Source organism: Nocardia nova NBRC 15556 (assembly GCF_001613005.1).
Lineage (GTDB): Bacteria > Actinomycetota > Actinomycetes > Mycobacteriales > Mycobacteriaceae > Nocardia > Nocardia nova.
The window spans coordinates 165,568-190,594 of sequence record NZ_BDBN01000007.1 but is presented as its reverse complement, the minus strand read 5'-3'; the positions used below and the strand labels follow the sequence as shown (position 1 = coordinate 190,594).

Genomic DNA, 25,027 nt, shown 5'->3' with positions numbered 1-25,027 from the left:
GCCGGTGGGTGAAACCCGCGGCGTTCGGTGCGGTGCCGGCCGCGGCCGGGGTGGTGGTTGTCGTCACGAATTCTTCTCCGTCGCAGGGCCTTCCGTGGGGGAGGGGAGGGTGAGTATCGCCGGTCGCGCGGCTTCGTAGTCGTCGACGAAGCGGTGCAGCAGGACCGCGAACAGCTCGCGGTCGGGGTCGTTCCAGTCGGTCAGGATGCGCCCGATCATCTCGTTGCGCCGCACGCGCAGGTGGGCGGCCATTTCCTTGCCGGCGTCGGTGACGATCAGGACGCTGGCGCGGCCGTCGCTGGGATCGGCCTCGCGGCGCAACAGGCCGCGCTTGACCAAGGCCGCCACCTGGCGGCTGATCGTGGACGCGTCGGAGTACATCGCCTCGGCCAGCGCGCCGGAGCGCATCGGGCCGTCGCAGAGCAGGCGGAAGATGATGCGGTAGGCCGAGAGATCGATGTCGCCGTGCGATGCCGCTGCCACCTGGGCGTTGGTCCGCTCCCGGATCCGCCCCAGGCGAATCAGCTGCTGGGCGATCTGATCGATCACCTGCTCGCTGTCCATGTCGGACCTCCGTTTCCACCCGATCGGCCGCATACCGGGCCGAAAACTACTTGCATCAATCAACTATTTGTATACACCAACTAGTTGTTACACACAAATATTTCCGATGAGGGTGGTCGGATCTCGGCGAATGCGAGAAATCAGGCGATGACAGGCGCTGTGACCGCGCCGGTCAACCGGATCAACTCCGCGGGCGCGAGTTCGATCTCGAGGCCGCGCTTCCCGGCGCTCACGAGGATGCGATCCCAGCTCAGGGCGGATTCGTCCACCACGGTGGGGAGTGCGCGCTTCTGCCCCAGCGGCGACACGCCGCCCAGCACGTAACCGGTGACGCGCTGGGCCTTCGCCTTGTCGGCCATGGCCGCCTTGGGCGCGCCCAGAGCCGCGGCCGCCGCCTTCAACGCCAGCGAGTGCGGAACCGGAAGCACCGCGACCGCGGGGGTGCCGGTCGACAGTTCGATGATCAGCGTCTTGAAGATCTGCGCGGCCGTCACACCCACCCGCTCCGACAGGGCGGTGACGGCCTCGTCGCCGTAGGAATCGTTGCGCGGATCGTGGGGATAGGAATGCACCGCATGGGGCACCTTCGCCTGGGTCAGCGCCCGGATCGCGGGTGTCGATGCGGCCATGCCGGCCACCCTAGCGGCGCCGGTTCATCCCCGGCAATCGCGTTTCGCCGGGTGTGACGCGGCCGTGGGAACACAGTGGAGGCCCCGCATGTTGCACTGTTCCGCCAGCACAGCGCAGCTGCCTTCGCAGCCGCTCGAGATCGGAAAAGTTCGAAGGAGATGCCGGTGACCGTCCTCGTCGACGAACGCCCGGTAACGACCGGCGACTCGCTGTCGTACCCGCTGATCGACATCATGATCCCGGACACCGGGTTCGATCGGCGACCCTCGCGCGCGGTAGATTCAGATGCTACGGCGACCGAAGGGACTTCCGTGACGAGCGACGACGAACTGGCGGCCGATCGCCCCCGCGGTGACACCGCGGGCGGTTCCCGACCGGAGGATATCGAGATCCCCGACGACCCGGTGGACGACGACCTCACGTCCGAGGATTCCGACGCTCGCGACGCCGAGGACGCGGACAGCGACGACGATTCGACCGTGCGTTCCACGGCCGACGAGGCCGAACTCGCGCGGCGCTTCGAGCGGGACGCGCTGCCGCTGCTGGATCAGCTCTACGGTGCGGCCCTGCGGATGACCCGCAACCCGGCCGACGCCGAGGATCTGGTGCAGGAGACCTTCGCCAAGGCCTATCAGGGTTTCCGGTCCTTCCGGGAGGGCACCAACCTGCGGGCCTGGCTGTATCGGATCCTGACCAACACCTACATCAACTCGTATCGCAAGAAGCAGCGCCAGCCCGCGCAGTACCCCACCGACGAGATCACCGACTGGCAGCTCGCCGCGACGGCCGAGCACACCTCCACCGGTCTGCGCTCGGCGGAGATGGAGGCGCTGGAGGCGCTGCCCGACGACGACATCAAGGCGGCACTGCAGTCGCTGCCGGAGGAATTCCGGATGGCGGTGTACTACGCCGACGTGGAGGGCTTCCCCTACAAGGAGATTGCCGACATCATGGGGACTCCGATCGGCACCGTCATGTCCCGGCTGCACCGCGGGCGCAAACAGCTCAAGGGGCTGTTGGCCGATGTCGCGCACGAGCGGGGGTTCGACCGGAACCGAACGGGCAACGGGGCGCGTCAGGAGGTAACCCAGTGAGCACCAGTGGGCACGAGCACGAGGATCGGGGCGCCGGGGACGAGATGGAACTGGACTGTTCGGCGGTTCTCACCGACGTCTGGCTGATTCTCGACGGTGAATGCGACGATGCCACGCGGGCGCGATTGCAGCACCACATGGACCATTGCTCGCCGTGTATCGAGGCATACGGTCTGGAGGAGAAGCTCAAGCGCCTGCTGAGCCGCAAATGCGGTGGGGACCGTGCCCCCGAATCGCTGCGCGAGCGGCTCACTCTCGACATCCGGCGGTCGATCACCGTCACCGAAACCCGGGTCGAACGCGAGTCCTGACCGGAAACGCGAATGCGGCACGCCATCCGTGATGGCGTGCCGCATTGTCGTCTTCAGCAGTGCACCGAGTCCGCTGGGCGGTCCCGGGGCGCACGGCGCAACGGCTCAGGAGTTGGGCCGCTTGCCGTGGTTGGCCGCATTCTTACGGCGGCTGCGCTTCTTACGCCCACGCTTACCCATCGGTATCTCCCTTCTGACCACACCAGGCTGGGGTGAACCCGCCTCAGGTGCGAGTTCCTGGGAGGAAAGGTTACATGCGTCCGCCGCCCACCCGGCAATCGGCCGGTGAGCGACCCGAATGCGGCACGCGGTAATCCGCCGATCGTGCGGGCGGCGGTTGTGGCGGACCCGGGCGTCGGTACCGTGAGCGGAGGAGGTGCCAGGTGGACAGACAGATGACGCAGGCCAGGCAGCGGCGTCGGCGGGTGATCCTGGCCGCGGCGGGGGGTTTGTTCGCCGCGTGTGGGTATCGGGCCGCGGGCATGGAGGAGATCGCCTGCCGGGCCGGGATCAGCAAGCCGGTCCTGTACAAGTCGTTCTCGAGCAAGCTGGAACTGTATCTGGCCGTTCTGCACGAGGCGATGCAGGAACTGGAGGAGACGCTCACCGCCGCACTCGAACCCGCCGAGGGCATGCGATCGATCGTGGAGGCGTCGGTAGCAGCGGTGTTCGACTTCGCCGACACCCGGCCACGCAGTGCGGCTCTGCTGGCCGGCGCCGCCGTGGCCGACGAACCGTCGGCGCAACGCATCGCCCATCAGGCCGCCACCATCTGTATCGACACGCTCGCGCAGGCGCTGGCACCGCATCCGCTACCGCGCGCCGAGCACGGCTGGCTGATCACGGCCGAGCTGGTCGCCATCGCTCAGTCGTGCGCGCGGGACTGGGTGGCCACCGGCAAACCCCTGCCCAAACACGAGGCCATCGCCACGACCGCCAGTCTGTGCTGGACCGGACTCGCCGGCGTGCAATTGGCGCCGAAGCATTCGGCCCGCAACCCCGGCCAGTTCCCGGTTCCGGACGCCACGGCATAGCGGGCGAACCACTGGCAACTATCCGGTGCCGCTGATGCCTTGGGCCGATTCGACTTTCGCCGCTGCCACCGCATCGGCCCGGCCGCCGAACGCGGCCTGCGTCTTCGGTCGCGATCAGTAGAGTGAATTCGTGAGTCCCGCGAAGATCGTGATCATCGGCGGTGGTTTCTCCGGCGTCGAATGTGCCCGTTACCTGGAACGTCATCTCAGCTCCGACGAGGCGTTCATCCAACTCGTGACACCGGATGCGGGGCTGCTCTATCTGCCGCTGCTGCCGCAGGTCGCCTCGGGTGTGCTGAATCCGCGATCGATCACGGTGTCGCTGCGGCGGGTGTTGCGCCGCACCGAGGTGGTGCCGGGGATGGCGATCGGGGTGCATCCGGATACCCGGCAGGTCGTCGTGCGCGGATCCGCCGGCGCCGACAGCGCTCTCGACTACGACCATCTGGTGCTGGTGCCGGGCAGTATCACTCGCGTCCTCGATGTGCCCGGACTGGACGAGTACGGATTCGGGATGAAGACGCTCGCCGAGGCCATGTTCCTGCGTGACCACGTCCTGCAGCAGTTGGATGTCGCCGCCGTGCGCGGCGGCGAGGAGGAAGACCGGGAGCGGCTGAACTTCGTCACCATCGGCGCCGGTTACGCCGGTACCGAGACCGCGGCGGTGCTCAACAAGGTCACCCGGGCCGCCGCGCGCCGGTATTTCCCGAAGCTGGAATCCGGCATGGTGCGCTGGCATCTGGTCACCCACGGCGATCGGATCATGCCCGAACTCGGGCAGCGACTGGGGGAACAGGCCAAACGGAATCTGGCCGAACGCGGCATCGAACTCATCACCGGTACGTCGGCGAAAGAGGTTACCGCCCACGGGGTTCAGCTCACCAACGGCCGGTTCATCCCGACGCGGACGGTGCTGTGGACCGCCGGTGTGGTCCCCAGCCCTCTCGCCGGACACCTCGGTGCGGCGACGGAGAAGGGCCGCATCGTCGCGGCAGCCGATTTCACCGTGCCGGGGCTCACCGGTGTATGGGCCTGCGGCGATGCGGCCGCGGTACCCGATCTGACCGCCGGTGCGGGCGCGGTGTGCGCTCCCACCGCGCAGCACGCCATGCGGCAGGGACGTCACCTCGGCAAGAATCTGGTGGCCGCGCTTCGTGGCGAGCGGCCGACGCCGTACCGGCACCAGGACCTCGGGTTGGTGGTCGACCTCGGCGGCGCCGATGCGGTGGCGCGCCCGCTGAAGATCGGATTGCGCGGCATCCCAGCACAATTCGTCACGCGCGGCTATCACCTGATGGCGCTGCGCACCCTCGTCGCCCGGGCCCGGGTGGCCTTCGACTGGACCGTGCACGGCCTCAGCGGCGACGACTTCCTCCGTATCGGCTACGGCGACTACAGCATCCACACGATCGGCGGTTTCGAGCAGACCGGATGCTATCTACCGGCCGAGGAAGTCCCGCGGACCTTGAAAGCGCTCTGCGACAACGACTGACCGCAGGGCGTATCTCCTCTCACCGGTTCGCCGCGGACGCCGCGAGCACGGGCTTGATGTCGAGGACCGGGGTGCCGTCGAAGGCTTCCAGGTGAGCGACGCGGATCCGGGCGCCGGAGATGGAGAGGATCCGGACCTCGTGCAGCCCGATCGGGTTCGGGCGGTGTGGTGCGCGCGTGCTGAACACCCCGCTGAGCGGACGGCTCGTGTCGCCCCGGGGATGGAGGGTCAGGGTGTCCCGGTCGGCGCGGTCGAGCCAGGTCAGCAGCACGAGGTCCATCCCGGGCTCGAGGCCCTCCAGCGCCTCGGCGTAGCGGTCGTCGAGCACGATCCAGGCCGGCGGGGCGCCTTCGTCGGGCTGGCGCGGTGCGGTAGCGAGGTCCGTGAGTTCGGATTCGACGGATCCGATCGGGCGCAGCAGATAGTCGGTCACCGCCCCAGTGTGATACCTCAACCCCGCTGCAGGTCAAGGGTTTCGGGTGACGACACGGCTTGCGCCGCGGGACTCCGCTACGACCCGTACAGCTCGGCGCGCATCTGCTCCGGGCTCCGGCCGTACCGGCGCTGGAAGGCTTCGCGGAACCGGCGTGTGGTGGTGAACCCGGTGTGGTGCGCGACCGTGTCCATGTCCACCGGCAGGGGAGACGACAAGCGCTGCCGCGCGCGGTCGAGACGAATCGTGCGCAGCAGTGCCGCCGGGGCCAGACCGGTCGCCTCGGTGAGGGCGCTGTGCAGCGTCCGGCGCGAGCAACCGCACAGGCCGGCGACGGCGTCCGGGGTCAGTCTGCTGTCACCGCAGTGTATTTCCATGATCTCGCGTGCACGGGCAGCCAGATTCGCGTATTTTCCGCCCCCAGCGACGTGCGTGTGATCGTGGTTGAGCACACCGTCGAGCAACACGAGGGCGCTGGAGTACGCGACCGCGAAATCCACTGCGGTCCAGTCTCCGTGACCGGCGTGAAGCTCACCGATCTGGCGCACCAGCGATCGCACCAAGGGCCGACGTCCGTCGAGTGCGAGGGGAGCGTTCCTGGCGCGGGAGAGATCCACCGACGTCTCCGGGACGGTCATGATCAGCGCTCGCAGTGGCTCGTCCTGACGCATCACCAGCGGCGCACCCCACTGGAAGAATGCCAATGTTCCGGGAGTGACGACTTCCGCGGAATAACCCTGCGCGAACTTGAATTCCCCGCGCAGCGGTAGCAGCAACCGGTAGCTGTCGTCGCCGTCGCTGCGCACATCTCGTCCGGTGCGGCGGTAGTGCACGGGATCGGAATCGAAGCGCACGATCTGCATCCGGCCGACTCGCTGCGCGGTGGTCGACCAGGTGAAGTCGTCGGCGTCGTCGCCGAACGCCAATCCCACCGACCCTTGCCGACTCCGCAGGTAGTGGTGCCAGTACTCCATCCGCTCGGCGAGTGTCTCGGCGGATGCCGACGATTCCTCCTCCCACTGATACTCCGAATCCAAGAGAAGTTCCCTTTCGCGCGGCCGGCCGAAGAACGGCTTCAAGCTACAGCTCCGGCCTGAGCGCGGATCTCCCCTCCTGCTTGCGGATCCGCGATCAGTGTGCCCGCCGCGACCACCCCTGGGCGCACGAAAAACGTTAGACGCCAACACTTCCGATTTCTGGCAAGTTCACGGCGCATTCTGGCAAGACTCGCTGCCGACTGGTGTGCCCGCGGCGCGACTCGAGAGCCGCAGGATCATTTCCGTCGGGGTCCGCGGTTGCCGATAAAGGGATTTACAGGACAGATCGGAAAAAACAGACGTATCGCACCAACGCCACTTTCACGTCCGGATCAACGTTTCGCCGATTGAGCTGGAAACGCATTCCGTCGAGACTGCTCGGATTTCTCATCTTTCCGTCTTCGCGGTTATAGTGCTTGCGTTCCGCCTGGTTGGTTCCGATTGTGGTGAAGGTCGCCGATGAAATATCGCTCGTCTGTGTTGCCGACACATCGTCGTTGTCATCGGACAGGGCGGTCGCGAGGTCTATGCAATGATGCGGCCGGGTAATCGAATTTATGGTGGCGTGGCCGGCGTCGCATGCGGAATAGTGGCTTTCGCGGCGCACGGTATCGAAGGGGACTCTCCGAATTCTGCTGCGCTTATGCTCGTGTTGCTGGTCAGTGGCGTAGTCGGTGCGGCAGTGGGTTCCTCGGCCGGCCGCGGCCGGTTGCGGTTGTTCGGGATGCTGGCCCTGGGGCAGTTGCTCGGCCACACGGCATCGGCATCGACGGAGCCGCCGCGACCTTCGCATCCATCCGAGATCAGCGGCTGCGACGGGGGATGGATCATGCTCGCCGCGCACGCGGCCGCCACGATGCTGTGTGCCCTGCTCATTGCGGCGGCCGAGCGGTTGTATCGCGCGGTGGCCGAGCTCGTGTGGACTCTGCTGTCGACGTTTTCGCCCCGCCCTGCCCTCGACGACCCCCTCTCCGGTGTGCCGTACGCCGCTGATCAGCGGGGCGCGATTCTGCTGCGGGGCGCGATTTCTCGTCGCGGCCCTCCTTTCCCATTGCCGGTTGTGGTAGCGGCCTGACCGGTTATCGGTTCGGCGCGACCGCTGGGCAACCGACCTTTCTCGTACCGACAGATTCGTATCGCGGGCAATGGACGGTGGCCTGCGGCGAATATTCCCACAAGTGGTTATTCGATACTTTACTTCGGTGCGGTCGATCTGATCATCTGTATCGCTGCGATTGTGATGCGGCGCTATCGGATGGGAATGTGCACGGCGGTTTTCCTCCGGGATCATCGGCCGGGATCTGTCATTGCCATGTAGCTGTTTCCTGCTCGCCGCCAGGCCTTTGCTCGCGGGCAGAAAAGATAGTCCGCCACTGTCGTTTCCCTCGCCACTTTTCGACTCGTGGGCATTCGTGCTCACGAAGAAGGACAACTGATGAAGACCATGAAGAAGTTCGCCGCCACCTCCGCGATCGCGATCGCCGCGCTGACGGTCTCCGCCGGTACCGCATACGCCGACACGCCGTCGCCGTCCGACCCGGCGGCCGGTAAACCCGACGCGACGATCAGCACCGACGTCGCCCCCGGAATTCACTACACCGCCAACGTGGTCGACCAGTCGGTAGTGCTGCGCACCGATGCGGGCCGCCTGACCACTCGCGGAAACCAGTTCGAATTGCTCGACGGCAACGGCAATCTCGCCTTCGGCATGCCGCTGACCTATCGGCTCGATCACAAGGACTGGCCCATCGCCGCGCAGATCGATGCCGATGGCCGCACCGCGACGCTCACCCCCAGTCGTAACCCTGCCGACGCCGTCGCCTCGACGCAGCCCGAGGCGAAACCGATCTTCTCCCAGGACGACTTCAACGCTGCGCTCGGTGTGGCCGCCAACCAGGTCGGCCTGGCCTCCGGCCTCGGTGTCCTCCTGGGTACCGCGATCGGTCTCGCCGGCGGCTGTGTGGCCGGTGCGGTGGTCGGCACCGCGCTGATGCCGCCGCTGTTCTTCGCCGGCGCACCGGGAGGCTGTATCGCTGGAGCCATCTCCGGTGCGGCGCTCGGTGCCGCGATCGGCACGGTCGCCATCGGCGGCCCCGCCGCGGTGGTCTCTCTGGTCCAGATGTACAACACCCTCACCGCCCCTCAGAAGTAACGCTCTGCGGGTGTCGCGTTTCGTCCACGGACCGGGCGCGACACCCCGCTCAGGGGTGAAAAACGCTGCGGTGGCACGTTTCTCGCGGAAACGGGACTGGTCGAACAGTGTTCGATGACGCCCACGTCCGGCTTTCACGGCTGTCGACCAGCCCGCGCCCTCGGGCAAAGTAACTGCAGCGCAACGGGTTGGAACGCCGAGCCCCGGCCTTGTCGGGCGTCAGGGCTGGACGAAAGCCCGTTCCAGGAGCGTGTACAGGTGGGCTCGGTCCTCGTCGCTGAGCCTGCTCAGGCCTTCCCGGGTCCGGTGCATCGTCGCGCGGATCGCGTCGACGGCACGCTCGCCCTCGGAGGTGATGACCAGATTCGTCACGCGACGGTCCGATGCGCTGGCCTCCCGCCGCACGAGACCCCGCTTCTCCAGCCGGTCGATGATCCCGGTGACGTTGGACGCGTCACACGCCAGTATCTCGGCCAGGGTGCGCATCGCGGCGGGACCCCGGCGCAGCACCGTCAAGGTCTTGCCCTGGCTCGCCGTGAGGTTCTCACTCGCCGCGGCGGCCGTGAAGTCGCTGTAGTAGACGCCCAGCGACACCGAGAGCAGCTCCATGAGCTGGGCTGTATCGATGTGCTGAACCTCTGCCATGCAATTCATCCTACGTCCCGAAACTTGACCATCTCAACTATTCACCCCTACCGTGGAAATTGCTTGAGGTTATCAACCATCAAAGTTGTCAAGTTTCTACGAGGAGCAACCTGTGCCCGTCACCGCGTCCGACGTCTCCCGCGCAGCGGAGATCCTGTCCCGGCCCGTGTCCCTGAACGGCCTGACCATCCCCAACCGCATCGTGATGGCGCCGATGACGCGCATGTTCTCCCCGGGCGGCATTCCCGGCGACGACGTGCGGTCCTACTACGCGCGCCGGGCTGCCGCCGGTGTCGGTCTGATCGTTACCGAGGGGACCTACGTCGGCCACGCGTCGGCCGGTCAGAGCGATCGGGTACCGCGGTTCCACGGTGCCGAGCAGTTGGCGGGCTGGGCGAAGGTCGCCGCGGACGTGCACGCGGCGGGCGGCACGATCGTGCCGCAACTGTGGCACATCGGCATGGTCCGCAACCACGGCGAACAGCCCTACCCCGAGGCCCCGGCCATGGGTCCCTCCGGCATCCGCGTCGACGGTACCGAGGGGACCGGTGCGGCGATGACCCAGCGCGACCTCGACGACGTCGTCGCCGCCTTCGCCGAGGCTGCCGCGGCCGCCGAGCGCATCGGTTTCGACGGGGTCGAACTGCACGGCGCCCACGGCTACCTGATCGACCAGTTCCTGTGGGCGCGCACGAACCGCCGTACCGATGCCTACGGTGGGGATCCCTTGGCGCGCACCAGGTTCGCGACCGAGATCATCGCCGCGGTCCGCGCGGCCGTGTCGCCCGGCTTCCCGGTGATCTTCCGCTTCTCGCAGTGGAAGCAGGAGGCCTACGACGCGCGGCTCGCCGAGACCCCGCAGGAGCTCGACGCGATCCTGGCGCCGCTGGCCGCCGCTGGTGTCGATGCCTTCCATGCCTCCACCCGCCGGTACTGGCTCCCGGAGTTCGAGGGTTCGGACCTGAACCTGGCCGGGTGGACCAAGAAGCTCACCGGCAAACCCACCATCACCGTCGGCTCGGTCGGTCTCGACGGCGACTTCCTTCACGCCTTCACGGGCCGCGGCGCCGAACTCGGCAGCCTCGACAACCTCCTCGACCGCCTGGAACGCGACGAGTTCGACCTGGTCGCCGTCGGCCGGGCCCTGCTGCAGGACCCGGAATGGGCTGCCAAGGTGCTGGGCGGCCGGATCGACGAACTGAAGGCCTACGATGCGGCCGCGCTGAAGACCCTGAGCTAGGACGACACCGAGCCGGGAGTCTCCCTCGCCTCGGGGCCGGCGAGCTCGTCCTCACAATCCTTGCGGGACAACGATTTCGCGTTTGAGGATCTTGCCTGTCGGCCCCTTGGGCAGGGCATCGACCAGCCACACCTGGCGTGGATACTTGTAGGCCGCCACGCGGGCCTTGACGTACTCGCGCACGTCGTCGGCGGTCGCTTCGACACCCGGCACGAGCGCGACCACGGCGGCTACTTCCTCGCCGTGGGTCTCGTGGGGCACGCCGAGCACCGCGGCCTCGAGGACGGCCGGATGTTCGTAGAGGACCTCTTCGATCTCGCGCGGGTAGACGTTGAAACCGCCCCGGATGATCAGGTCCTTCTTGCGGTCGAGGATGTAGAAGTAGCCGTCCGCGTCCTGTTTCGCCATATCGCCGGTGTGGAACCAGCCGTCCCTGATCGCCTCGGCGGTAGCCGTGGGCCGATCCCAGTAGCCGCTCATGACATTGTGGCCGCGGATGGCGATTTCGCCGGCCTCACCGGGCGCGACGTCGTTGCCGTCGGCATCGACGACCCGCATCTGCACGCCCTCGATCGGGGTGCCGATCGACCCGGGCCGCGCGGCGCCGACACGATTGAACGAGGCGACCGGCGAGGTCTCCGACAGTCCGTACCCTTCGAGGACGGGAACGCCGAATCGCTCTTCGAATCCCCGCAGCACCTCGACCGGGAGCGCGGCGCCACCGGACAGGCACAGCCGCAACGTCGCGGTGTCGGCGATGCCGGGGCCCGCGCCGAGCATGGCGACGTACATCGTCGGCACGCCTTCGAAGATCGTGACGCCGTCGCGTTCGATCGCCTTCAGCACCAGCTCCGGGTCGAAGCGTGGGACCAGGGTGATGGTGGCTCCGCTGAGCACGGCGACGTTGAGGCAGCACGTCTGCCCGAATGCGTGGAACAGGGGCAGGCAGCCCATGATCACGTCGTCCGGGGTGGCGGTGAGCAATGTGCGTGCGGCGACGGCGGCATTGGCCCGGAGGTTGGCGTGGGTCAGTTGCGCGCCTTTGGGGGTGCCGGTCGTGCCCGAGGTGTAGAGCAGCACCGCGGTGTCCTCGTCGTCGCGGACCGTTACTTCCGGCGAGTCCGGCCACGATGCGAACTCGGTCGCAGCGTCGTCGGCGACGGTGAGAACGCGCACCTCCGTCTGCGCCGCTCCGGCGGTGGCCTCCGGGACGGCGGTATGCCACGCGAAGAGGATCCGGGCGCCCGAGTCGGCGAGGTGATGCCGGACTTCGCGTTCCTTCAGGAGGGGATTCATCGGCACCGCGATCAGGCCGGCCCGCAGAATGCCGTAGTAGACGACCGGGAAGGCAGTGACATTGGGCAGCATCATCGCGACTCGGTCACCGGGCTGCGCGCCCAGGTCACGCAGCCGCCCGGCCACGCGAGCGCTCAGATCGTCGAACGCGGCGTAGGTCAGGAGCTGATCGTCGAGGCGGACCGCGGCACGGTCCGGAAACTGACCGGCGGCGTCCTTCAGGTTGATGGCGAGATTGGTCACGTCGACAATCGTCTGCACCAGACAGCCCCGGGCCCATATGGCGGGCGACAGTGGACGGCCGGGAAATCTGTGCCCCGCGATATTCTCGCCGGCCCCGCATGGCCGTAGCCTCGCATCGTGCCCCGCAGCGTTCCCGATTCCTTGATCGTGCCGATAGCGAACGGCCTGACCGGGCGGCTCGACGAGCTGACCGACGACCTGGTCGACCGCATCGTCGAGGAGATCGAGATCTACCGTGAGCCGGGCGTGGTGCCGCGCGCGGAACTGCGCCGGTCGACCCGATCGAACCTCGAGTACATGCTGCATCGGCTGGCGCACGGCCGGACGCTGGAGCTTCGGGCACCGCGTTCGACCGGCCGCGAGCGTGCCGGACAAGGGGCGCCACTGCCCGAGGTATTGCGCGCTTTCCGGCTCGGATCCGCGTTTCTCTGGCAGCGACTGCTCGATTCCGCCCGTGCCTCGGGGCAGTGTTCGCTCGATGCCTTGCTCAACGTCGCCACCGACATCTGGGCCATGGCCGACGACTATTCGACCGCGCTCACCGAGTCCTACCGCGCCGCGGTCGGTGAGGCCATGATTCTCGCGGATCGGCGGCGTTCGGCGCTGGTGGCGGCTCTGCTGAACGGTCCTTCCGACGAGAACCACACCGCCTGGGAAATCGCGAAGTTGCTCGATATGCCTTATGACGGTTCGTTTCTCGTCGTCGTCGCCGAGACACCCGAGCTCGGCCGGCCCGCGCTGCCCGGACTCGAGGAGCGACTGCGCGCACTCGATGTGGCCTCCGCGTGGCGGGCGGGGCCGGAACACGAGATCGTCATCCTGTCCTGCGGCCGGCGCCGCACCGACGAAATTCGTTCGCTGATAGCCAAATTCGCGTCCGCTCGCGTCGGGATGAGTCCGCCGTACAGCCGGCTCGACCGGACACCGCGCGCACTGCGATTCGCGAAAATCGCGGTGGAAACGTTCGAACCCGATGCCACCGGCGTACGGCAGCTACCCGACACCCCCATGGCCGAACTCGTGATGGGCAACCTCGACACGACTCGCCGTTTCGTCAGGCGGGTCCTGGGTCGCGTGCTCACGATGGCCGACGACGATCGCAGTACCTTGCTCACGACGGCGGAGGCGTGGCTGAACGCTCGCTCCTCCGCCGCCGAGGCCGGGCGCGTGCTGTACTGCCACGAGAACACCGTCCGCTATCGGATGCGCCGGCTCGAGGAGCGTCTGGACGGCGAACTCGACGACCCGGCGACCGTCGCCGAGCTGGCGGCCGCGTTGCAGGCGATACGCACCTTCCCCGAACTGGGCGCTCGCCTGACTCCCGACCCCCACGAGGACACGAATCACCCGTGAGCCGCCGACGGGCAGCGGCTGACGTGGTCTGTTCACACCCGCGGTTGCCCGGCGACCCATGCGGCGATCTGGGCGCGCGAGGTGAATCCCAGTTTGGTCAGGATATGTTCGACATGGCCTTCCGCGGTGCGTTGCGAAATAACCAGCTCGGCGGCGATCGCCTTGTTGGTCCATCCCTGGGCGGCGAGGTCGGCGACTTGGCGTTCTCGCTTGGTCAGTTGCCGGCCCGAATGTGCTGTCGCCCCGGCGGTTTCGGATCCCTCGCCGAGGGCGAAGGACACCGCCGTGTCGAAGTCCATCGCTGCGCCTTCTCGACGGGCGGTGTCGAAGGTTCGTGATCCCAGCGCCGTGCGGCTGCTCCGTTCGGAGTTTTCACGGTAGGCGAGCAGATCGTGAAACATGAAGGCGGAGCTGCCCGCGACGCTGCTCAATGCGTCGGCGGCACCCATCAATACCGCCGCGCGCCGGTAATGGCGGGCGTCGGCGGCCAGCCAGGCCAGGATTTCCGAGCAAGCCGCGGCGGTGAGGGGGTCCTCCAGTAGTCTCGCGGCGCGAATGCCCTCGTGCAAATAGCTTGTGGCGCCGTCGGTTTCGTTCCGTCGCCACAATGTGAATCCCGCGGCCCACAGTGCCCATGCTCGACGCATGGTCTCGTCGGCCGACTCGGCGGCGGTGAGAGCTTTGCGGAAATAGGGGAGGGCGCGATCGGTGTCGTTCTGCAGTGTGTACGACCATCCGAGCGAGATCTGGGCGTCGAGTTGTAGCCCCGATTCGCCGGTGTCGGCGTAGATTTCGACGGCATCGGTCAGTAGGGCGCTCGCACGAGGCAGGTCCCCGCTCGCCAGGCACTCGTATCCTCGGGCGTGGGCGAGCAGGGCGGTGACGAGAGGGTCGGTGATGTGTCCGGCCAGACTTTCGAGTTGCGCGATTGTGTCGTGGACGGCCGGCAAGTCGGTTTGGATCGCGGCTGTCTCGACGGCTTGGTAGAGCACTCTGGCTCGGTCGACGGTCTGTATGTGGGGGGTATGGATCAACGCGTGCTCGAGCCACCGGCGCCCCTCGGTGAGTCGCCCTCTTATCGTCCAGAAGGGGTAGAGAGCAGCGGTCATCCGCAATGCGCTCTCGGCCCCCTCGGACACGCTGAACGTCAATGCCTTCCGCAGATTCGGCAGTTCCCGTTCCAGTCGCGCGACCCACTGCAGCTGCCGTGGGCCCACCCAATCTCCTTCCGCTGCCAGTACCAGTTGCTCGCACCAATCCCGTTGGCGGCGGTCGAGTTCGGCGTCTTCACCGTCGTCTCGTGCCCTGCTTCTGCCGTACTCCTGGATGGTTTCGAGCATGCGGAAGCGAACGGTTCCGTCGGTGTCTTCGCGGATCAGAATCGACTTGTCCACCAGCGCGGCCACGGCGTCGAGTAGTTCGGCGTCGCTGAGGCCGGGGCCGCAGACCTGTTCGGCGGCATCGAGTTCGAACCCGCCCGCGAATATCGACAGCTGGTTCCACAGGCGTTGCTCGGACCCGGTGCACAGGTCGTAGCTCCAGCCGATGCAGTACTGCAGGGTCTGCTGGCGTTTCGGGGCGCTTCGACTCCCGCGGGTGAGCAGCGCGTAGCGATCGTCGAGTCGGGACAGGATCTGTTCGGGGGACATGGTCCGGAGCCGAGCCGCGGCGAGTTCGATCGCCAGTGGCAATCCGTCCAACCGGGCGCATATCCGGGCAACGGTGTCGGTGTTGCGGTCGGTGACATCGAATCCGGGGACGGCCGTTGCCCCTCGTGCGGCGAACAGCGTGACGGCGTCCTCGCGCGCTGTGCGGCGAGCCGTCCTGCCCGCCGGAGCCGAAACCTGCAGCGGTGGCACCGCGAACACCGATTCGCCCGCGGCACTCAGTGCCTCGCGGCTGGTGGCCAGGATGCGGATATGCGGGCAGGCGCGCACAGCGATTCCGTCAGTGTCGTCACCGCGTCGATCACGTGTTCGCAATTGTCGAGCAGCAACAGCAGATCGCGGGAGGACAGGTACCGGACGAGGACATCCAGCGTGGGCTCCGGGCCCCAGTTCCGCAGACCGAGGGTGGCGGCGACGACATCGACAACCGCGGTGGCGTCGCGCAGGCCGGCCAGCTCGGCCAGCCACACCCCGTCGCTGAAATCCGGCCTGAGCTGGTGTGCGATCCGCAGTGCGAGCCGGGATTTGCCCACTCCGCCGGTTCCGGTCAGGGTGACCAACCGTGACCCGGTCAGCAGGTTCTCGAGCGTGGTCACCTCGGAGCGCCGATCGATGAAGCTGGTCAATTCGAGCGGGAGGCTGCCGGTACCGTTTTCCGCGACATCCGGCGGTCGGGTCCCGGACGGCTTCTCGGTACCCGTTTCGCTCCGCGGCGGCATGTCGGCGACTGCGAATCCATGGCTTCGTTCCACCCGGCGCAGTTGGTCGCCCAGTAGCTCCGCGGTGGGGCGATCGGACGGTTCGTGCGACATCGCCGCTTCGATGATCGAGCTGACATCGTCGGGAATTCCGTGCTCGCGCAGGTCCGGAACCGGCTGCCCGGTGATGCGCTGGAGCTGCGCGACGACTTGTTCACCGCTGCGGCGTTCGAACGCGGCGTGCCCGGTCAAGGCACAGAAGAGCGTGGCTGCCAGCCCATACACATCCGATGCCCGGCCGGGCGCGGCCCCACTCAGTACTTCCGGTGCGGTGAAGGCGGGGGATCCGCTGATCGTGCCGGTGGAGGTCTCGAAGCCACCGGCGATGTGGGCGATACCGAAGCCGGTCAACGCCGGCTCGCCGTAGTCGGTGATCAGAATGTTTCCCGGCTCGACATCGCGGTGCACGATGTCGGCGCGATGCGCGGTTTCCAGTGCGCCCGCGATCTTCACCCCGAGCCGCAGCGCATCGGACAGCGGCAGCGGACCATCATGGCGGATGCGGGAGTCGAGAGATCCGCGAGCGTGATAGGGCATCACCAGGTACGGGCGGCCGGTCGCCGTCACGCCGACTTCGAGCATGTCGACGATGTTCGGATGCCCGGTCAGCCGCCCCATCGCTCGCTGCTCGCGAAAGAAGCGCGCCCGATTCTCGTCGAGTTCGCCGCTCAGCACTTTCACCGCCACCGTGCGATCCACCGCCGGTTGGGTGCAGCGGAACACCTGCCCGAAAGCGCCGCGTCCGATCTCTTCGGCGTCCGTGAAACCCGCAGAGCCCAACTCCGTGACGACGTCGACACCACCATCACGCTGTGTCTTGAACCGATCGCTCTCGACCATCGACTACTCGTCAACTTCTGCCGGCAGGTACCAGTCAGAATATCCCTGACACCCCTGCCGGCGTCCGCCCGCCGCCGGTCAGAAGCCGGCCTCCTCGAGGTCCATCACGGTCGCGTCCGTCGCGGAGACCACCGCGAGTTCGGCGGTGAGATGGGGGAGCGCGGAGTTGGCGAAAAACGAGGCCACTGCGACCTTGCCGGCGTAGAACGCGGTGTTCTGCCCGGCTTCGATTGCGGTGAGAGCTGTTTCGGCGCCGACGATGAGGCGCCAGGCCACCAGTAGATCGCCGACGGCGAGAAGGAGCCGGACGGCGTTCAGGCCGATTTTGTACACCTCGCGAGGCTCCACGGCAGCTTCCAGCAGATGGGTGGTGAGCCTGCCGATGATCTCCTGTACGTCCTCGAGGGCGTGCGAGAGCAGAACCTTCTCGTTCTTCAACCGGCCACGGTCGGCATCGGACTCGGCGGTGGCGCGGACCTGCCCCAGTACGTGCGCGAGCGCAATACCGTTGTCGCGGGCGATTTTCCGGAAGAAGAAGTCCTGAGCTTGGATCGCCGTGGTGCCTTCGTAGACGGAGTCGATCTTGGCATCACGGATGTACTGCTCGATGGGATAGTCCTGGAGGTACCCGGAACCGCCGAAGGTTTGCAGGGATTCGGTGAGGTACTGGTAGGCGCGTTCGGAGCCGACACCTTTGACGATCGGCAGAAGCAGATCGTTGACCCGCGCGGCGAGATCGTCGTCGGCACCGGAAATGTGCCGGGCGACCACCGGATCCTGGTGACCGGCGGTGTAGAGGTAGATCGATCGCAATCCCTCGGCGTAGGCCTTCTGCATCATCAGCGAACGGCGCACATCGGGGTGATGGATGATGGTCACCTTCGGTGCCGCCTTGTCGGCGGCCCGAGCCGGATCGCTGCCCTGCACGCGGGTTTTCGCGTAGTCGAGTGCGTTGAGGTATCCGGTGGACAGTGTCGCGATGGCCTTGGTGCCGACCATCATCCGAGCTTCTTCGATGACCTCGAACATCTGGGCGATTCCGTTGTGGACGCCGCCCACCAGGTAGCCGACCGCGGGGATACCGTGCCCGCCGAAGGTCAGCTCGCACGTGGCCGAGGCTTTCAGGCCCATTTTGTGCTCGACGTTGGTGACGAAGACACCGTTGCGTTCGCCCGGCTCGCAGGTGTCGTGGTCGAAGTGGAATTTGGGGACGATGAACAGGCTCAGCCCCTTGGTGCCGGGTCCGGCTCCGGCGGGGCGGGCCAGCACCAGATGCATGATGTTGTCGAACAGGTCGTCGGAGTCGGCGGAGGTGATGAAGCGCTTGACGCCCTCGAGGTGCCAGGAACCGTCCTGCTGTTCGGTCGCTGTGGTGCGGCCGGCTCCGACGTCGGAGCCGGCGTCCGGTTCGGTCAGCACCATCGTCGCGCCCCAGTTGCGCTCGACCGCTTGCGCGGCCCATCGCCGCTGCTGTTCGGTGCCGATGCCGGCGAGGACGTCCGCCATCATCGGGCCGCTCAGGTACATGTAGGCCGCGGGCTGGGCGCCGAGGACCAGTTCGTTGATCGCCCAGCCGAGCATCGACGGCGCGGGCACGCCGCCGATCGCCTCGCTCTTGGCAACCCGCCACCACTGCGCGTCCTGCCATGCGCGAACGGACCGCTTGAACGGCTCCGGAATCCGTACCGAGTGCGAGTCGCTGTCGAAAATTGGTGGGTGGCGGTCGGTTTCGGCATACGACTCGGCCATCGGCCCTTCGGCCAGGCGGCCGGCCTCGGCCAGCATCGTGCGTGCGGTCTCGCCGTCCAGTTCGGCGAACGCCCTCGAATCGAGGACGGTCTCCAGGCCGTACACCTCGAACAGGTTGAACTCCAGATCACGAACGTTGCTCTTGTAGTGGCCCACCGGACCGTCACCTCTCGATCGGCCCGCCGCCGGGGCGGGCAGGAATGATCCGATTGCCGCTGCGAGCGCGGCCGCAACGGCAATCGGGTTGTGTCTGTTGCTGTTATGAGGCGGGTGTGGTCGCCGGGTCGGGGGCGGTGACCTGGTTGGTGAAGTCGATCAGGGCGGCAATGCCGACGGGCACGCCGACCAGGATGATTCCGGCGGCGGACCCCAAGGCGACACCGACCGCGGCGCCGGCCAGGCATCCGCCGAGCGCACCGGCGAAGAAGACGGGGAAGGTGATGGTTCCCACGGTCAGTGCACCCGCGATGCAGCCCAGCGGGAGGCCGATGAGTGTGCCGATCAAGGTGCCGACGCTGATCGCCAAACCGAATTCGGTTGCGGCCGTGGCCATCGCGTTCTGGAACTGTGCTTCGGACGCGACCGGACGCGGAAGCTCCACCGGAGGGGCGGGCCGGGCCGACGCGGGGTCGGTACTGGGTGACAGCGTCGCGGTGTTGCCGTCGATCCGTGCCGCGATGGGCCAGTCCTTGTCGTCCTTGCGGTAGGTGAGCGGGAACCCGGCGGCGAGGTTGCCCTGTGCGTCCAGGACCTGGAACTGGTTGCCGCGCACGGTGAGTGACCCGCCGTCGGTGCTGATCCGCACCGATCCGTCGACGATGCTCGAGGTGTAGTGGATACCGGGAAGGACGGTGGTGCGGATACTCGAATTCGGGGGAGTCGCCGGGTTCGCGGGTGCGGGGTCGGCGCAGGCGACCGCGGTGGTCAGGCTGACGGTGAGCGCGGTGAGGCAGGTGGTCGCGACCAGGTTGGTGATCTTCATGTCATCCGATTTCTGTTGTGCGGATCGTTCTTTCGAGGATCGGTCGGCTCAGCACCGGCGCCGGATGCCGAGTAGCGCCGGCACCGCGAGCAGGGCGGCGGCCGCACCGAACGCGTACAGCAGGCGGTAGTTGTTCGGGCCGTCGATGGCGAGGAGTGCCGGGGCCACGAGCGGTGCGACCATCAATGCCGCCGACTGGGTCAGCACGACCAGGCCGAGGTCGCGGGCCGCGTTCTCCCACGAGGTCATCGTGGATGCCGCCAAGGCCAGCATCTGCCCGAGCAGCAGGCCGTATCCGATGCCGAAGAACACACAGCCGGTGAGGAATTCGGGGACGGTGCCGACGACGTCCATCACGGTGCACCCGACGGCGACGAGCAGGCCCGCGGCGGCGAACAAGGGTTTGCGCCTGCCGATCCGGTCGGCGAGGCGGCCGCCCAGGGGACTGATGATCGACGCCGTACCGTTGATGATCAGCGTCGCCTCGAAGACGGTGGGAACCAGGGCAGCCTCGTCGAGCTTCAACGCGTTCTGCAGAAAGTAGACCAGGAAGGTCGCTACGACGGCGGCGCCGACCGTGATCCCGAAGATGGAGGCCAGGCACCAGGCGAAATCGGGTGCCTTTCTCGGATCGAAATACAGAGTCCGGGCAAAGTCGCGGACGTTGAAGACCGGCCGGACATGTCCCGCGAAGTCGGTTTCCCGGAGAATGGCGACGAATAGCAGGACGAGACCGGCGCCGAGAGCTGCCGGAATGAGAAGGCGTGCGGTCATTCCCGGGGTGATGCGGACGATGAAGGTCCCTGCGATGAGCCCCACGCCCTGCGCCGCACCGGCGAGACCGGCGACGAAACCCGCACGCTCCGGCGGAATGGAATCCGCGAGCATGGACCACAACACCGTCAATCCGATGGTGCCGGATACCGAGACGATGATCCATCCGACGATAAGTCCGGCGATGGAGCCGGAAACGGCGACGATGGCGTTGCCCGCCAGAATGGTGGTGGCCGCGACCACCAGCCATGGCCGTCGTCGGCCGAAGCGCGACATGGTGATATCGGCCAGACGCCCGAAGAACGGGCCCGCGGGCAGCGAGATCAGAGCGCCCGTGGCCGCGATCGCCGAATAGGCCACGGAGGTATGGGCCGGGACGGCCTGCGCGACCCGGAGTGCTAAAGTGATCATGGTCGGGGTCAGAACGGCCGTCCATACACCGAAGATCGCCAGGACATACGTCCAGATGAATGCATTTCCGGCGTGATTGAGGGTGATGGCCGCGGGCGAAGCGTCGGTGGAGACTGTGGAACCGGTTTCTGTGTCGGTCGCGGGCGTGGGCGAATCTTGAGCTGTCATAGTGTTTTCCGAACTGTGTGAATCGAGAATGTGCGCGTCCTTGCGCGGTGATGCATGCTCATGCAGCCGTAGATGGATGTCGGCGTGCGTTATTCCGGCGATGCGGTAACAGTGACCGCAGCCTTCCGGGCGAGTGCCCGATTGTGATCATCGAGTGCCCGGTAGCCGTGGTAGTAGGTCGTGACCATGAGCGCCCAGATCGCCAGTGCCGGAATGTAGAACAACGTGTGGTCGGCGTCGTCGCCGGGAATATGGACGAAGTCATAGGTCGAAGCGACGATCGCCCCGAGGATGGTCGCGATGAAAACGCCAGCCGCGCAACGTCGTTCACCGATCCGCCACAGCCGACCGGCGACCGTCACCATGAACACCGCCACAGCGAGATTCAGCGCGAGGTAGAACAGCGACCATGGCGGGCTGACGGGCCGCACGTCGATCGTTCGCCACAGCCCGACCACGGTCGCTGCCCCGAAGGCGGCGGCCTCGACCGCGAGCGAGGCGCGGTACCCGCGGGTCACCGCCATCATGCCGAGAACGAACACCAGCGTCATGCCGAACGAACGCGAGAACGCGTCGAAGAACACCATCAGGTGGTAGCTCACGCCCGAATGATCGACCCCGGTGGCGCCCAGGAACAGAACGTTCGCCCCCGATACCCCGATCACCAGCCACTCGAGACCGAGCAGATAGTTGCGGTAGCGGCGAGTGATTTGCACCCCGTAATAGAGGCCGGCTGCCGCCATCCACAAATCGGTGGCCAGAAGCAACGCCATTGCGAGCGTATTCATCGAGAATTCCTTCGATTCAACAGAATTCGGTGTAGGTACGCCGCACTTGCCCAACCGCATCGAGCAGAGTCGTGACGCGGAACGGGTGACGGGGCGTGGTGAACGGGCGGCACAGCGACCACCCGTCCGGTCGATAGACCCGTCCGCGTCGCGGCTGGGGGATCGGATCGGTGGTGTTCGCTATGCGGAACGGGCGCTGACCTGCTGCAGGACTCGCTCGAGGCGCGCGGCCGTTTCCTGGATGTCGGCGAGCGTGTGTGCGGTGCTGAGGAAGATCTTTCCGGACGGCATGAAGACGACACCCGCTTCGAGCATGCCGGCGGCGATTTCGGACCAGAGCCCCTCCGTGCCGTGCAGGCTCGTCGCCTGATCGCGCGGCACGAACTGCACGAGCGACCCGACGCGCCGGAGACTGGCGGGCGCGCCGGTCGAGAACAGCACGTCGGCGATCGCCTGCTCGAAGGCGTCTCCCAGATCTTCCAGCTTGTCGAATACGCCTGGCGTAGCGGACAACTCCATCGCGGCCTTCACCGCCGCGAGGGCTACGGGGTTGCCGTTGAACGTTCCGGCATGGGTGACTCCCTGCTCGACCAGATCGATGATGTCCGCGCGTCCCACGACCGCACTCTGCGTGAATCCACCGGCGATCGCTTTGCCGAACACCGAGAGATCCGGGCGTACGCCGAACCTTTCGGCGGTGCCACCGCGTGCGATCCGGAATCCGGCGATGACCTCGTCGAAGATCAACACGACGCCATGCCGGTCGCACAGGCTGCGCAGAGTTTCGAGGAAGCCGGGTGCCGGCGCCTGGACTCCGGCGTTGCTCATGATCGGATCGATGAGTACAGCGGCGATCTGGCGCTCCTCGGCGCGAGCGAGCAGTTCGGCGATGGCGGCGGTGTCGTTGAACTGGCTGATGATCAGGTCGGCATAGGCGTGGGGACTTTGCCCGCGGCTGGCCGGGACGGCGGTCTCACCGGTGTCGTCCGCGCTCATGCCGGCGTACACGCTGTCCTGCCAGCCGTGGTAGGCCTTCCTGAACTTGACGATTCGGTGTCGGCCGGTTGCTGCGCGTGCCAGCCGCAAGGCGACCTGCACGGCCTCCGTCCCCGAGTTCGTCCACACCAAACGCTGAGCACCGGGCACCGATTCGAGTACCGCCTCCGCGGCTTCGTACTCGAGGCGATGGCCCATTCCCACGACCTGCATCGATGTCATGACTCGCGCCACCGAGTCGAGGACGTGGGGATGACTGTGTCCGTGGACCAACGGTCCCCACGCCATCACGTAGTCGACGTAGCGATCGCCGTCGAGGTCCCAGACATGGGCTCCGCGAGCACTCTCGACGAAGAGCGGAACCGGTCGCATCGCGGCGCGAAGCCCCGAGCTGACGCCACCGCCGACGCTTCGGCGGGTCCGCTCGAACGCGGTTCTGGAGGATTCGATTGCCATACATCTCCTTGGATGGCTGCGAGCGGACCCGCCAAAGAGGAGCTCATCGCTCTTCGGAAGGCCACGGGCGACGGATTGTGCCGGCCGGCCGGCGTATCAGAGCTGGAGGTAGTCGCCGAGCTCGCTGTAGTTCACCTGCCAGAGACCGGGCGATCCCGTGGGGTACTGGGAACGGAAACCGAGCAACCGCTGCACACGCGGCGAGAGCTGCCTCGCGATGTCCATGTCGATCAGGAACGGGTACGCCTCTTCACCGGTCAGGAAGCCGGGGTTGAGAGCGAAGGCCAGCCCACGGCGGTACTGGTCGGTCGTGACATTCGCGCCGCCGCCGTGGACGGTCTTCCCGCTGTAGAAGAACACATCTCCCGCCTTCATGGTCGCGGGAATGGTGTCTTCGGGAGTGCCGCGATTCTGGAAGTCGTCCCACAGGTGGCTGCCCGGGATGACCCGCGTCGCGCCGTTCTCCTCGGTGAAGTCGGTGAACGCGATCATGAAGTTCACGGCGACCTCGGGGCCCTGCGGCCCCATGCCGATGAACGGGTACCAGTTCTCCAGGTCGCGATGCAGGAACTGTGCCCGGTTTCCGGGGCCGATCTCGATGAGTTGCGCCGTGGTCAGCCAGTAGGTGCCGGACTCCTCGAGGAAGGTGGCATCGCACAGGTCGTGGATCAGGTCCTGTTCGAGAACCTCCTCGCGGAAGGTCTTGCTGTGTGTCACCAGATTCGTCAGTCGCTTGGTGTTGGCCCCATGGAACTCCGCGACGATCGCGTTCTCATGGGTCGAGCCGGGAGCCAGCGCTGCCATGGGCTGCTCGACCTCGGCGTTGAACCGCGCGATCTGGTCCGCCGACAGGAAGTTCTCGATGATCACGCCGCCGTCCTTGGCGACGATGTCGAGGATCTCGGCGAGAGGGGTCGTCGCCGCGACGGATCGTAGAGCGGCCTTGGCTTCGGTAGTCATAACTCTCCATTTCCACGTTAGATCAAACGCCTTAGTCATTTGATCTGATCGATTGATCCGATTGTGGGGCGCACCACACCCGATGTCAAGAGGTGAGCGGAATAATCGGGGAGTAGGGGTGTTTGCCGTCACTTTCGCGAGGGTCACGCGTGCTCGCCCGACGCCGCGATCTGTACGCTTGACTTGATCAATTAATCAGGGCGCCTACGTGCGCCGACGAACGAATGAGGTGAACCAGTTGCCCCACGTGTCGACAGAGGATCGTTCGATCCAGTTCATCGATGCGGCAGTCCGGGTCATCGCCGAGCGCGGGGTCGCGAGCGCGACGACACGCCGGATCGCCGAAGCGGCCGACGCGCCACTGGCCTCACTGCACTACTGCTTCCGGGACAAGGACGGCCTCTTCCTCGCCGTCTTCGAGCACCTCGCCGCCGAGATCACCAAGCAGTCCACCGCCATCGAGCCGGCCGAGCTCGAAGTGACCGCGCAAGAAGTCATCCGGCGTTCGGTGCGCTGGCTGATGGACCATCCGGACTACGCGCTGGCGGAAGTCGACCTGTACATGTGGATGACCCGTCATCGGCCGGCGCTCGCGAAGGAGTCCTACGACGTCTTCCTGCGGGCGGTCACCGACGTGCTGCAGCGCGCGGCCGGGCCGTCCGCGCGCGCGGAGGCCATCGCGAATCTCGCCTCGGTGCTGATCGGTGCCACCGACGGGCTTGTGTTGCAGTGGGCCTCGGATCGGGATCGGGCGCGCGCCGATGCCTACGCGGATGTGATCTGCGCGGGAATCCCGGCTATGTGCAGCGGGATTCGGGGGTAGGGGTCGCGCCGGATGGATCGCGCGGCGTTCGGCGGTGTGAACACGCTCGGATCCGGTCGGCTGGTCATTGCCGTCGTCGGGTAGATCCATGGGGCTCGGCAACCCCCAAGGCCCTCGGTCGGACGTGAGTT

At 66.7% G+C, this 25,027-nt stretch carries 23 protein-coding genes and 1 pseudogene; 9 read left to right on the top strand and 15 right to left on the bottom strand.

Going from position 1 to position 25,027, the window contains the following annotated elements; all coding sequences use genetic code 11:
- Positions 1 to 63: 63 nt before the first annotated feature.
- Together NN2_RS04765 and ybaK are read right to left on the bottom strand one after the other, a co-directional pair.
- The gene (locus NN2_RS04765) at positions 64 to 564 is read right to left on the bottom strand and encodes a MarR family winged helix-turn-helix transcriptional regulator (RefSeq protein ID WP_063010740.1); all 501 of its coding nucleotides are present in this window, start codon (positions 562 to 564) and stop codon (positions 64 to 66) included.
- 140 nt (positions 565 to 704) lie between these two features.
- Entirely contained in the window at positions 705 to 1,202 is a 498-nt protein-coding gene (gene ybaK, locus NN2_RS04760) for a Cys-tRNA(Pro) deacylase (protein WP_082856737.1), read from the bottom strand.
- Between the two features lie 471 nt (positions 1,203 to 1,673).
- Here ybaK and NN2_RS04755 point away from each other — a divergent pair, with 471 nt between their 5' ends.
- Together NN2_RS04755 and rsrA are read left to right on the top strand one after the other, a co-directional pair.
- A complete protein-coding gene (locus NN2_RS04755; RefSeq protein WP_036504644.1) occupies positions 1,674 to 2,288 on the top strand; it encodes a sigma-70 family RNA polymerase sigma factor in 615 nt (204 codons plus the stop codon).
- 44 nt (positions 2,289 to 2,332) lie between these two features.
- On the top strand, positions 2,333 to 2,599 hold the full coding sequence (rsrA, locus tag NN2_RS04750) for a mycothiol system anti-sigma-R factor (RefSeq protein ID WP_030515050.1): 267 nt from the start codon (positions 2,333 to 2,335) through the stop codon (positions 2,597 to 2,599).
- 105 nt (positions 2,600 to 2,704) lie between these two features.
- Here the strand turns inward: rsrA and NN2_RS39175 are convergent, their stop codons facing one another.
- Positions 2,705 to 2,779 (bottom strand): 50S ribosomal protein bL37, encoded by a 75-nt coding sequence (locus NN2_RS39175; RefSeq protein ID WP_369801531.1) that lies wholly within the window; start codon positions 2,777 to 2,779, stop codon positions 2,705 to 2,707.
- Positions 2,780 to 2,982: 203 nt separating this feature from the next.
- Between NN2_RS39175 and NN2_RS04745 the strand changes: the two genes are divergently transcribed.
- The gene (locus NN2_RS04745) at positions 2,983 to 3,633 is read left to right on the top strand and encodes a TetR/AcrR family transcriptional regulator (protein WP_156511210.1); all 651 of its coding nucleotides are present in this window, start codon (positions 2,983 to 2,985) and stop codon (positions 3,631 to 3,633) included.
- Between the two features lie 130 nt (positions 3,634 to 3,763).
- Positions 3,764 to 5,125 carry an NAD(P)/FAD-dependent oxidoreductase gene (locus tag NN2_RS04740; protein WP_063010735.1) on the top strand — a complete coding sequence of 454 codons (1,362 nt, stop codon included), beginning with the start codon at positions 3,764 to 3,766 and terminating at the stop codon, positions 5,123 to 5,125.
- A 19-nt stretch (positions 5,126 to 5,144) separates the two neighbouring features.
- On the opposite strand, the gene tsaA is transcribed toward NN2_RS04740, so the two are convergent.
- The 3 genes from tsaA to NN2_RS04725 all read right to left on the bottom strand — a co-directional run bounded on the left by tsaA (position 5,145) and on the right by NN2_RS04725 (position 7,349).
- On the bottom strand, positions 5,145 to 5,558 hold the full coding sequence (gene tsaA / locus NN2_RS04735) for a tRNA (N6-threonylcarbamoyladenosine(37)-N6)-methyltransferase TrmO (protein ID WP_063010733.1): 414 nt from the start codon (positions 5,556 to 5,558) through the stop codon (positions 5,145 to 5,147).
- Positions 5,559 to 5,635: 77 nt separating this feature from the next.
- Entirely contained in the window at positions 5,636 to 6,595 is a 960-nt protein-coding gene (locus tag NN2_RS04730) for an AraC family transcriptional regulator (protein WP_063010731.1), read from the bottom strand.
- 274 nt (positions 6,596 to 6,869) lie between these two features.
- Positions 6,870 to 7,349, bottom strand: a complete 480-nt coding sequence (locus NN2_RS04725) for a hypothetical protein (RefSeq protein WP_146098631.1) — start codon at positions 7,347 to 7,349, stop codon at positions 6,870 to 6,872.
- 75 nt (positions 7,350 to 7,424) lie between these two features.
- Between NN2_RS04725 and NN2_RS36925 the strand changes: the two genes are divergently transcribed.
- Complete coding sequence (locus NN2_RS36925; RefSeq protein WP_156511209.1) at positions 7,425 to 7,670, top strand: hypothetical protein; 246 nt, start codon at positions 7,425 to 7,427, stop codon at positions 7,668 to 7,670.
- A gap of 360 nt (positions 7,671 to 8,030) precedes the next feature.
- Positions 8,031 to 8,747, top strand: a complete 717-nt coding sequence (locus tag NN2_RS04715; protein WP_146098629.1) for a DUF8020 domain-containing protein — start codon at positions 8,031 to 8,033, stop codon at positions 8,745 to 8,747.
- 219 nt (positions 8,748 to 8,966) lie between these two features.
- Here the strand turns inward: NN2_RS04715 and NN2_RS04710 are convergent, their stop codons facing one another.
- On the bottom strand, positions 8,967 to 9,392 hold the full coding sequence (locus tag NN2_RS04710) for a MarR family winged helix-turn-helix transcriptional regulator (RefSeq protein WP_063010723.1): 426 nt from the start codon (positions 9,390 to 9,392) through the stop codon (positions 8,967 to 8,969).
- Positions 9,393 to 9,504: 112 nt separating this feature from the next.
- On the opposite strand from NN2_RS04710, the gene NN2_RS04705 reads away from it, so the two are divergent.
- The gene (locus tag NN2_RS04705; RefSeq protein WP_063010721.1) at positions 9,505 to 10,632 is read left to right on the top strand and encodes an NADH:flavin oxidoreductase; all 1,128 of its coding nucleotides are present in this window, start codon (positions 9,505 to 9,507) and stop codon (positions 10,630 to 10,632) included.
- A 51-nt stretch (positions 10,633 to 10,683) separates the two neighbouring features.
- Here the strand turns inward: NN2_RS04705 and NN2_RS04700 are convergent, their stop codons facing one another.
- Positions 10,684 to 12,171 carry a long-chain-fatty-acid--CoA ligase gene (locus NN2_RS04700; protein ID WP_063010794.1) on the bottom strand — a complete coding sequence of 496 codons (1,488 nt, stop codon included), beginning with the start codon at positions 12,169 to 12,171 and terminating at the stop codon, positions 10,684 to 10,686.
- 117 nt (positions 12,172 to 12,288) lie between these two features.
- On the opposite strand from NN2_RS04700, the gene NN2_RS04695 reads away from it, so the two are divergent.
- Positions 12,289 to 13,524 carry a PucR family transcriptional regulator gene (locus NN2_RS04695; RefSeq protein ID WP_063010719.1) on the top strand — a complete coding sequence of 412 codons (1,236 nt, stop codon included), beginning with the start codon at positions 12,289 to 12,291 and terminating at the stop codon, positions 13,522 to 13,524.
- 32 nt (positions 13,525 to 13,556) lie between these two features.
- Here NN2_RS04695 and NN2_RS39170 read toward each other — a convergent pair.
- The 7 genes and pseudogenes from NN2_RS39170 to NN2_RS04660 form a co-directional block, all read right to left on the bottom strand.
- Positions 13,557 to 16,789, bottom strand: a pseudogene (locus NN2_RS39170) (protein kinase domain-containing protein).
- A 78-nt stretch (positions 16,790 to 16,867) separates the two neighbouring features.
- Positions 16,868 to 18,694, bottom strand: a complete 1,827-nt coding sequence (locus NN2_RS04685) for an acyl-CoA dehydrogenase (protein ID WP_063010717.1) — start codon at positions 18,692 to 18,694, stop codon at positions 16,868 to 16,870.
- 103 nt (positions 18,695 to 18,797) lie between these two features.
- The gene (locus NN2_RS04680; RefSeq protein WP_063010715.1) at positions 18,798 to 19,520 is read right to left on the bottom strand and encodes a DUF8020 domain-containing protein; all 723 of its coding nucleotides are present in this window, start codon (positions 19,518 to 19,520) and stop codon (positions 18,798 to 18,800) included.
- Positions 19,521 to 19,568: 48 nt separating this feature from the next.
- A complete protein-coding gene (locus tag NN2_RS04675) occupies positions 19,569 to 20,873 on the bottom strand; it encodes an MFS transporter (protein WP_063010713.1) in 1,305 nt (434 codons plus the stop codon).
- 89 nt (positions 20,874 to 20,962) lie between these two features.
- A complete protein-coding gene (locus tag NN2_RS04670) occupies positions 20,963 to 21,721 on the bottom strand; it encodes a hypothetical protein (RefSeq protein WP_245658555.1) in 759 nt (252 codons plus the stop codon).
- A 120-nt stretch (positions 21,722 to 21,841) separates the two neighbouring features.
- Positions 21,842 to 23,113 carry an aspartate aminotransferase family protein gene (locus tag NN2_RS04665; protein ID WP_063010709.1) on the bottom strand — a complete coding sequence of 424 codons (1,272 nt, stop codon included), beginning with the start codon at positions 23,111 to 23,113 and terminating at the stop codon, positions 21,842 to 21,844.
- Positions 23,114 to 23,209: 96 nt separating this feature from the next.
- Positions 23,210 to 24,073 (bottom strand): phytanoyl-CoA dioxygenase family protein, encoded by an 864-nt coding sequence (locus tag NN2_RS04660; RefSeq protein WP_063010707.1) that lies wholly within the window; start codon positions 24,071 to 24,073, stop codon positions 23,210 to 23,212.
- 247 nt (positions 24,074 to 24,320) lie between these two features.
- On the opposite strand from NN2_RS04660, the gene NN2_RS04655 reads away from it, so the two are divergent.
- A complete protein-coding gene (locus NN2_RS04655) occupies positions 24,321 to 24,896 on the top strand; it encodes a TetR/AcrR family transcriptional regulator (protein WP_063010705.1) in 576 nt (191 codons plus the stop codon).
- Positions 24,897 to 25,027 lie beyond the last annotated feature (131 nt).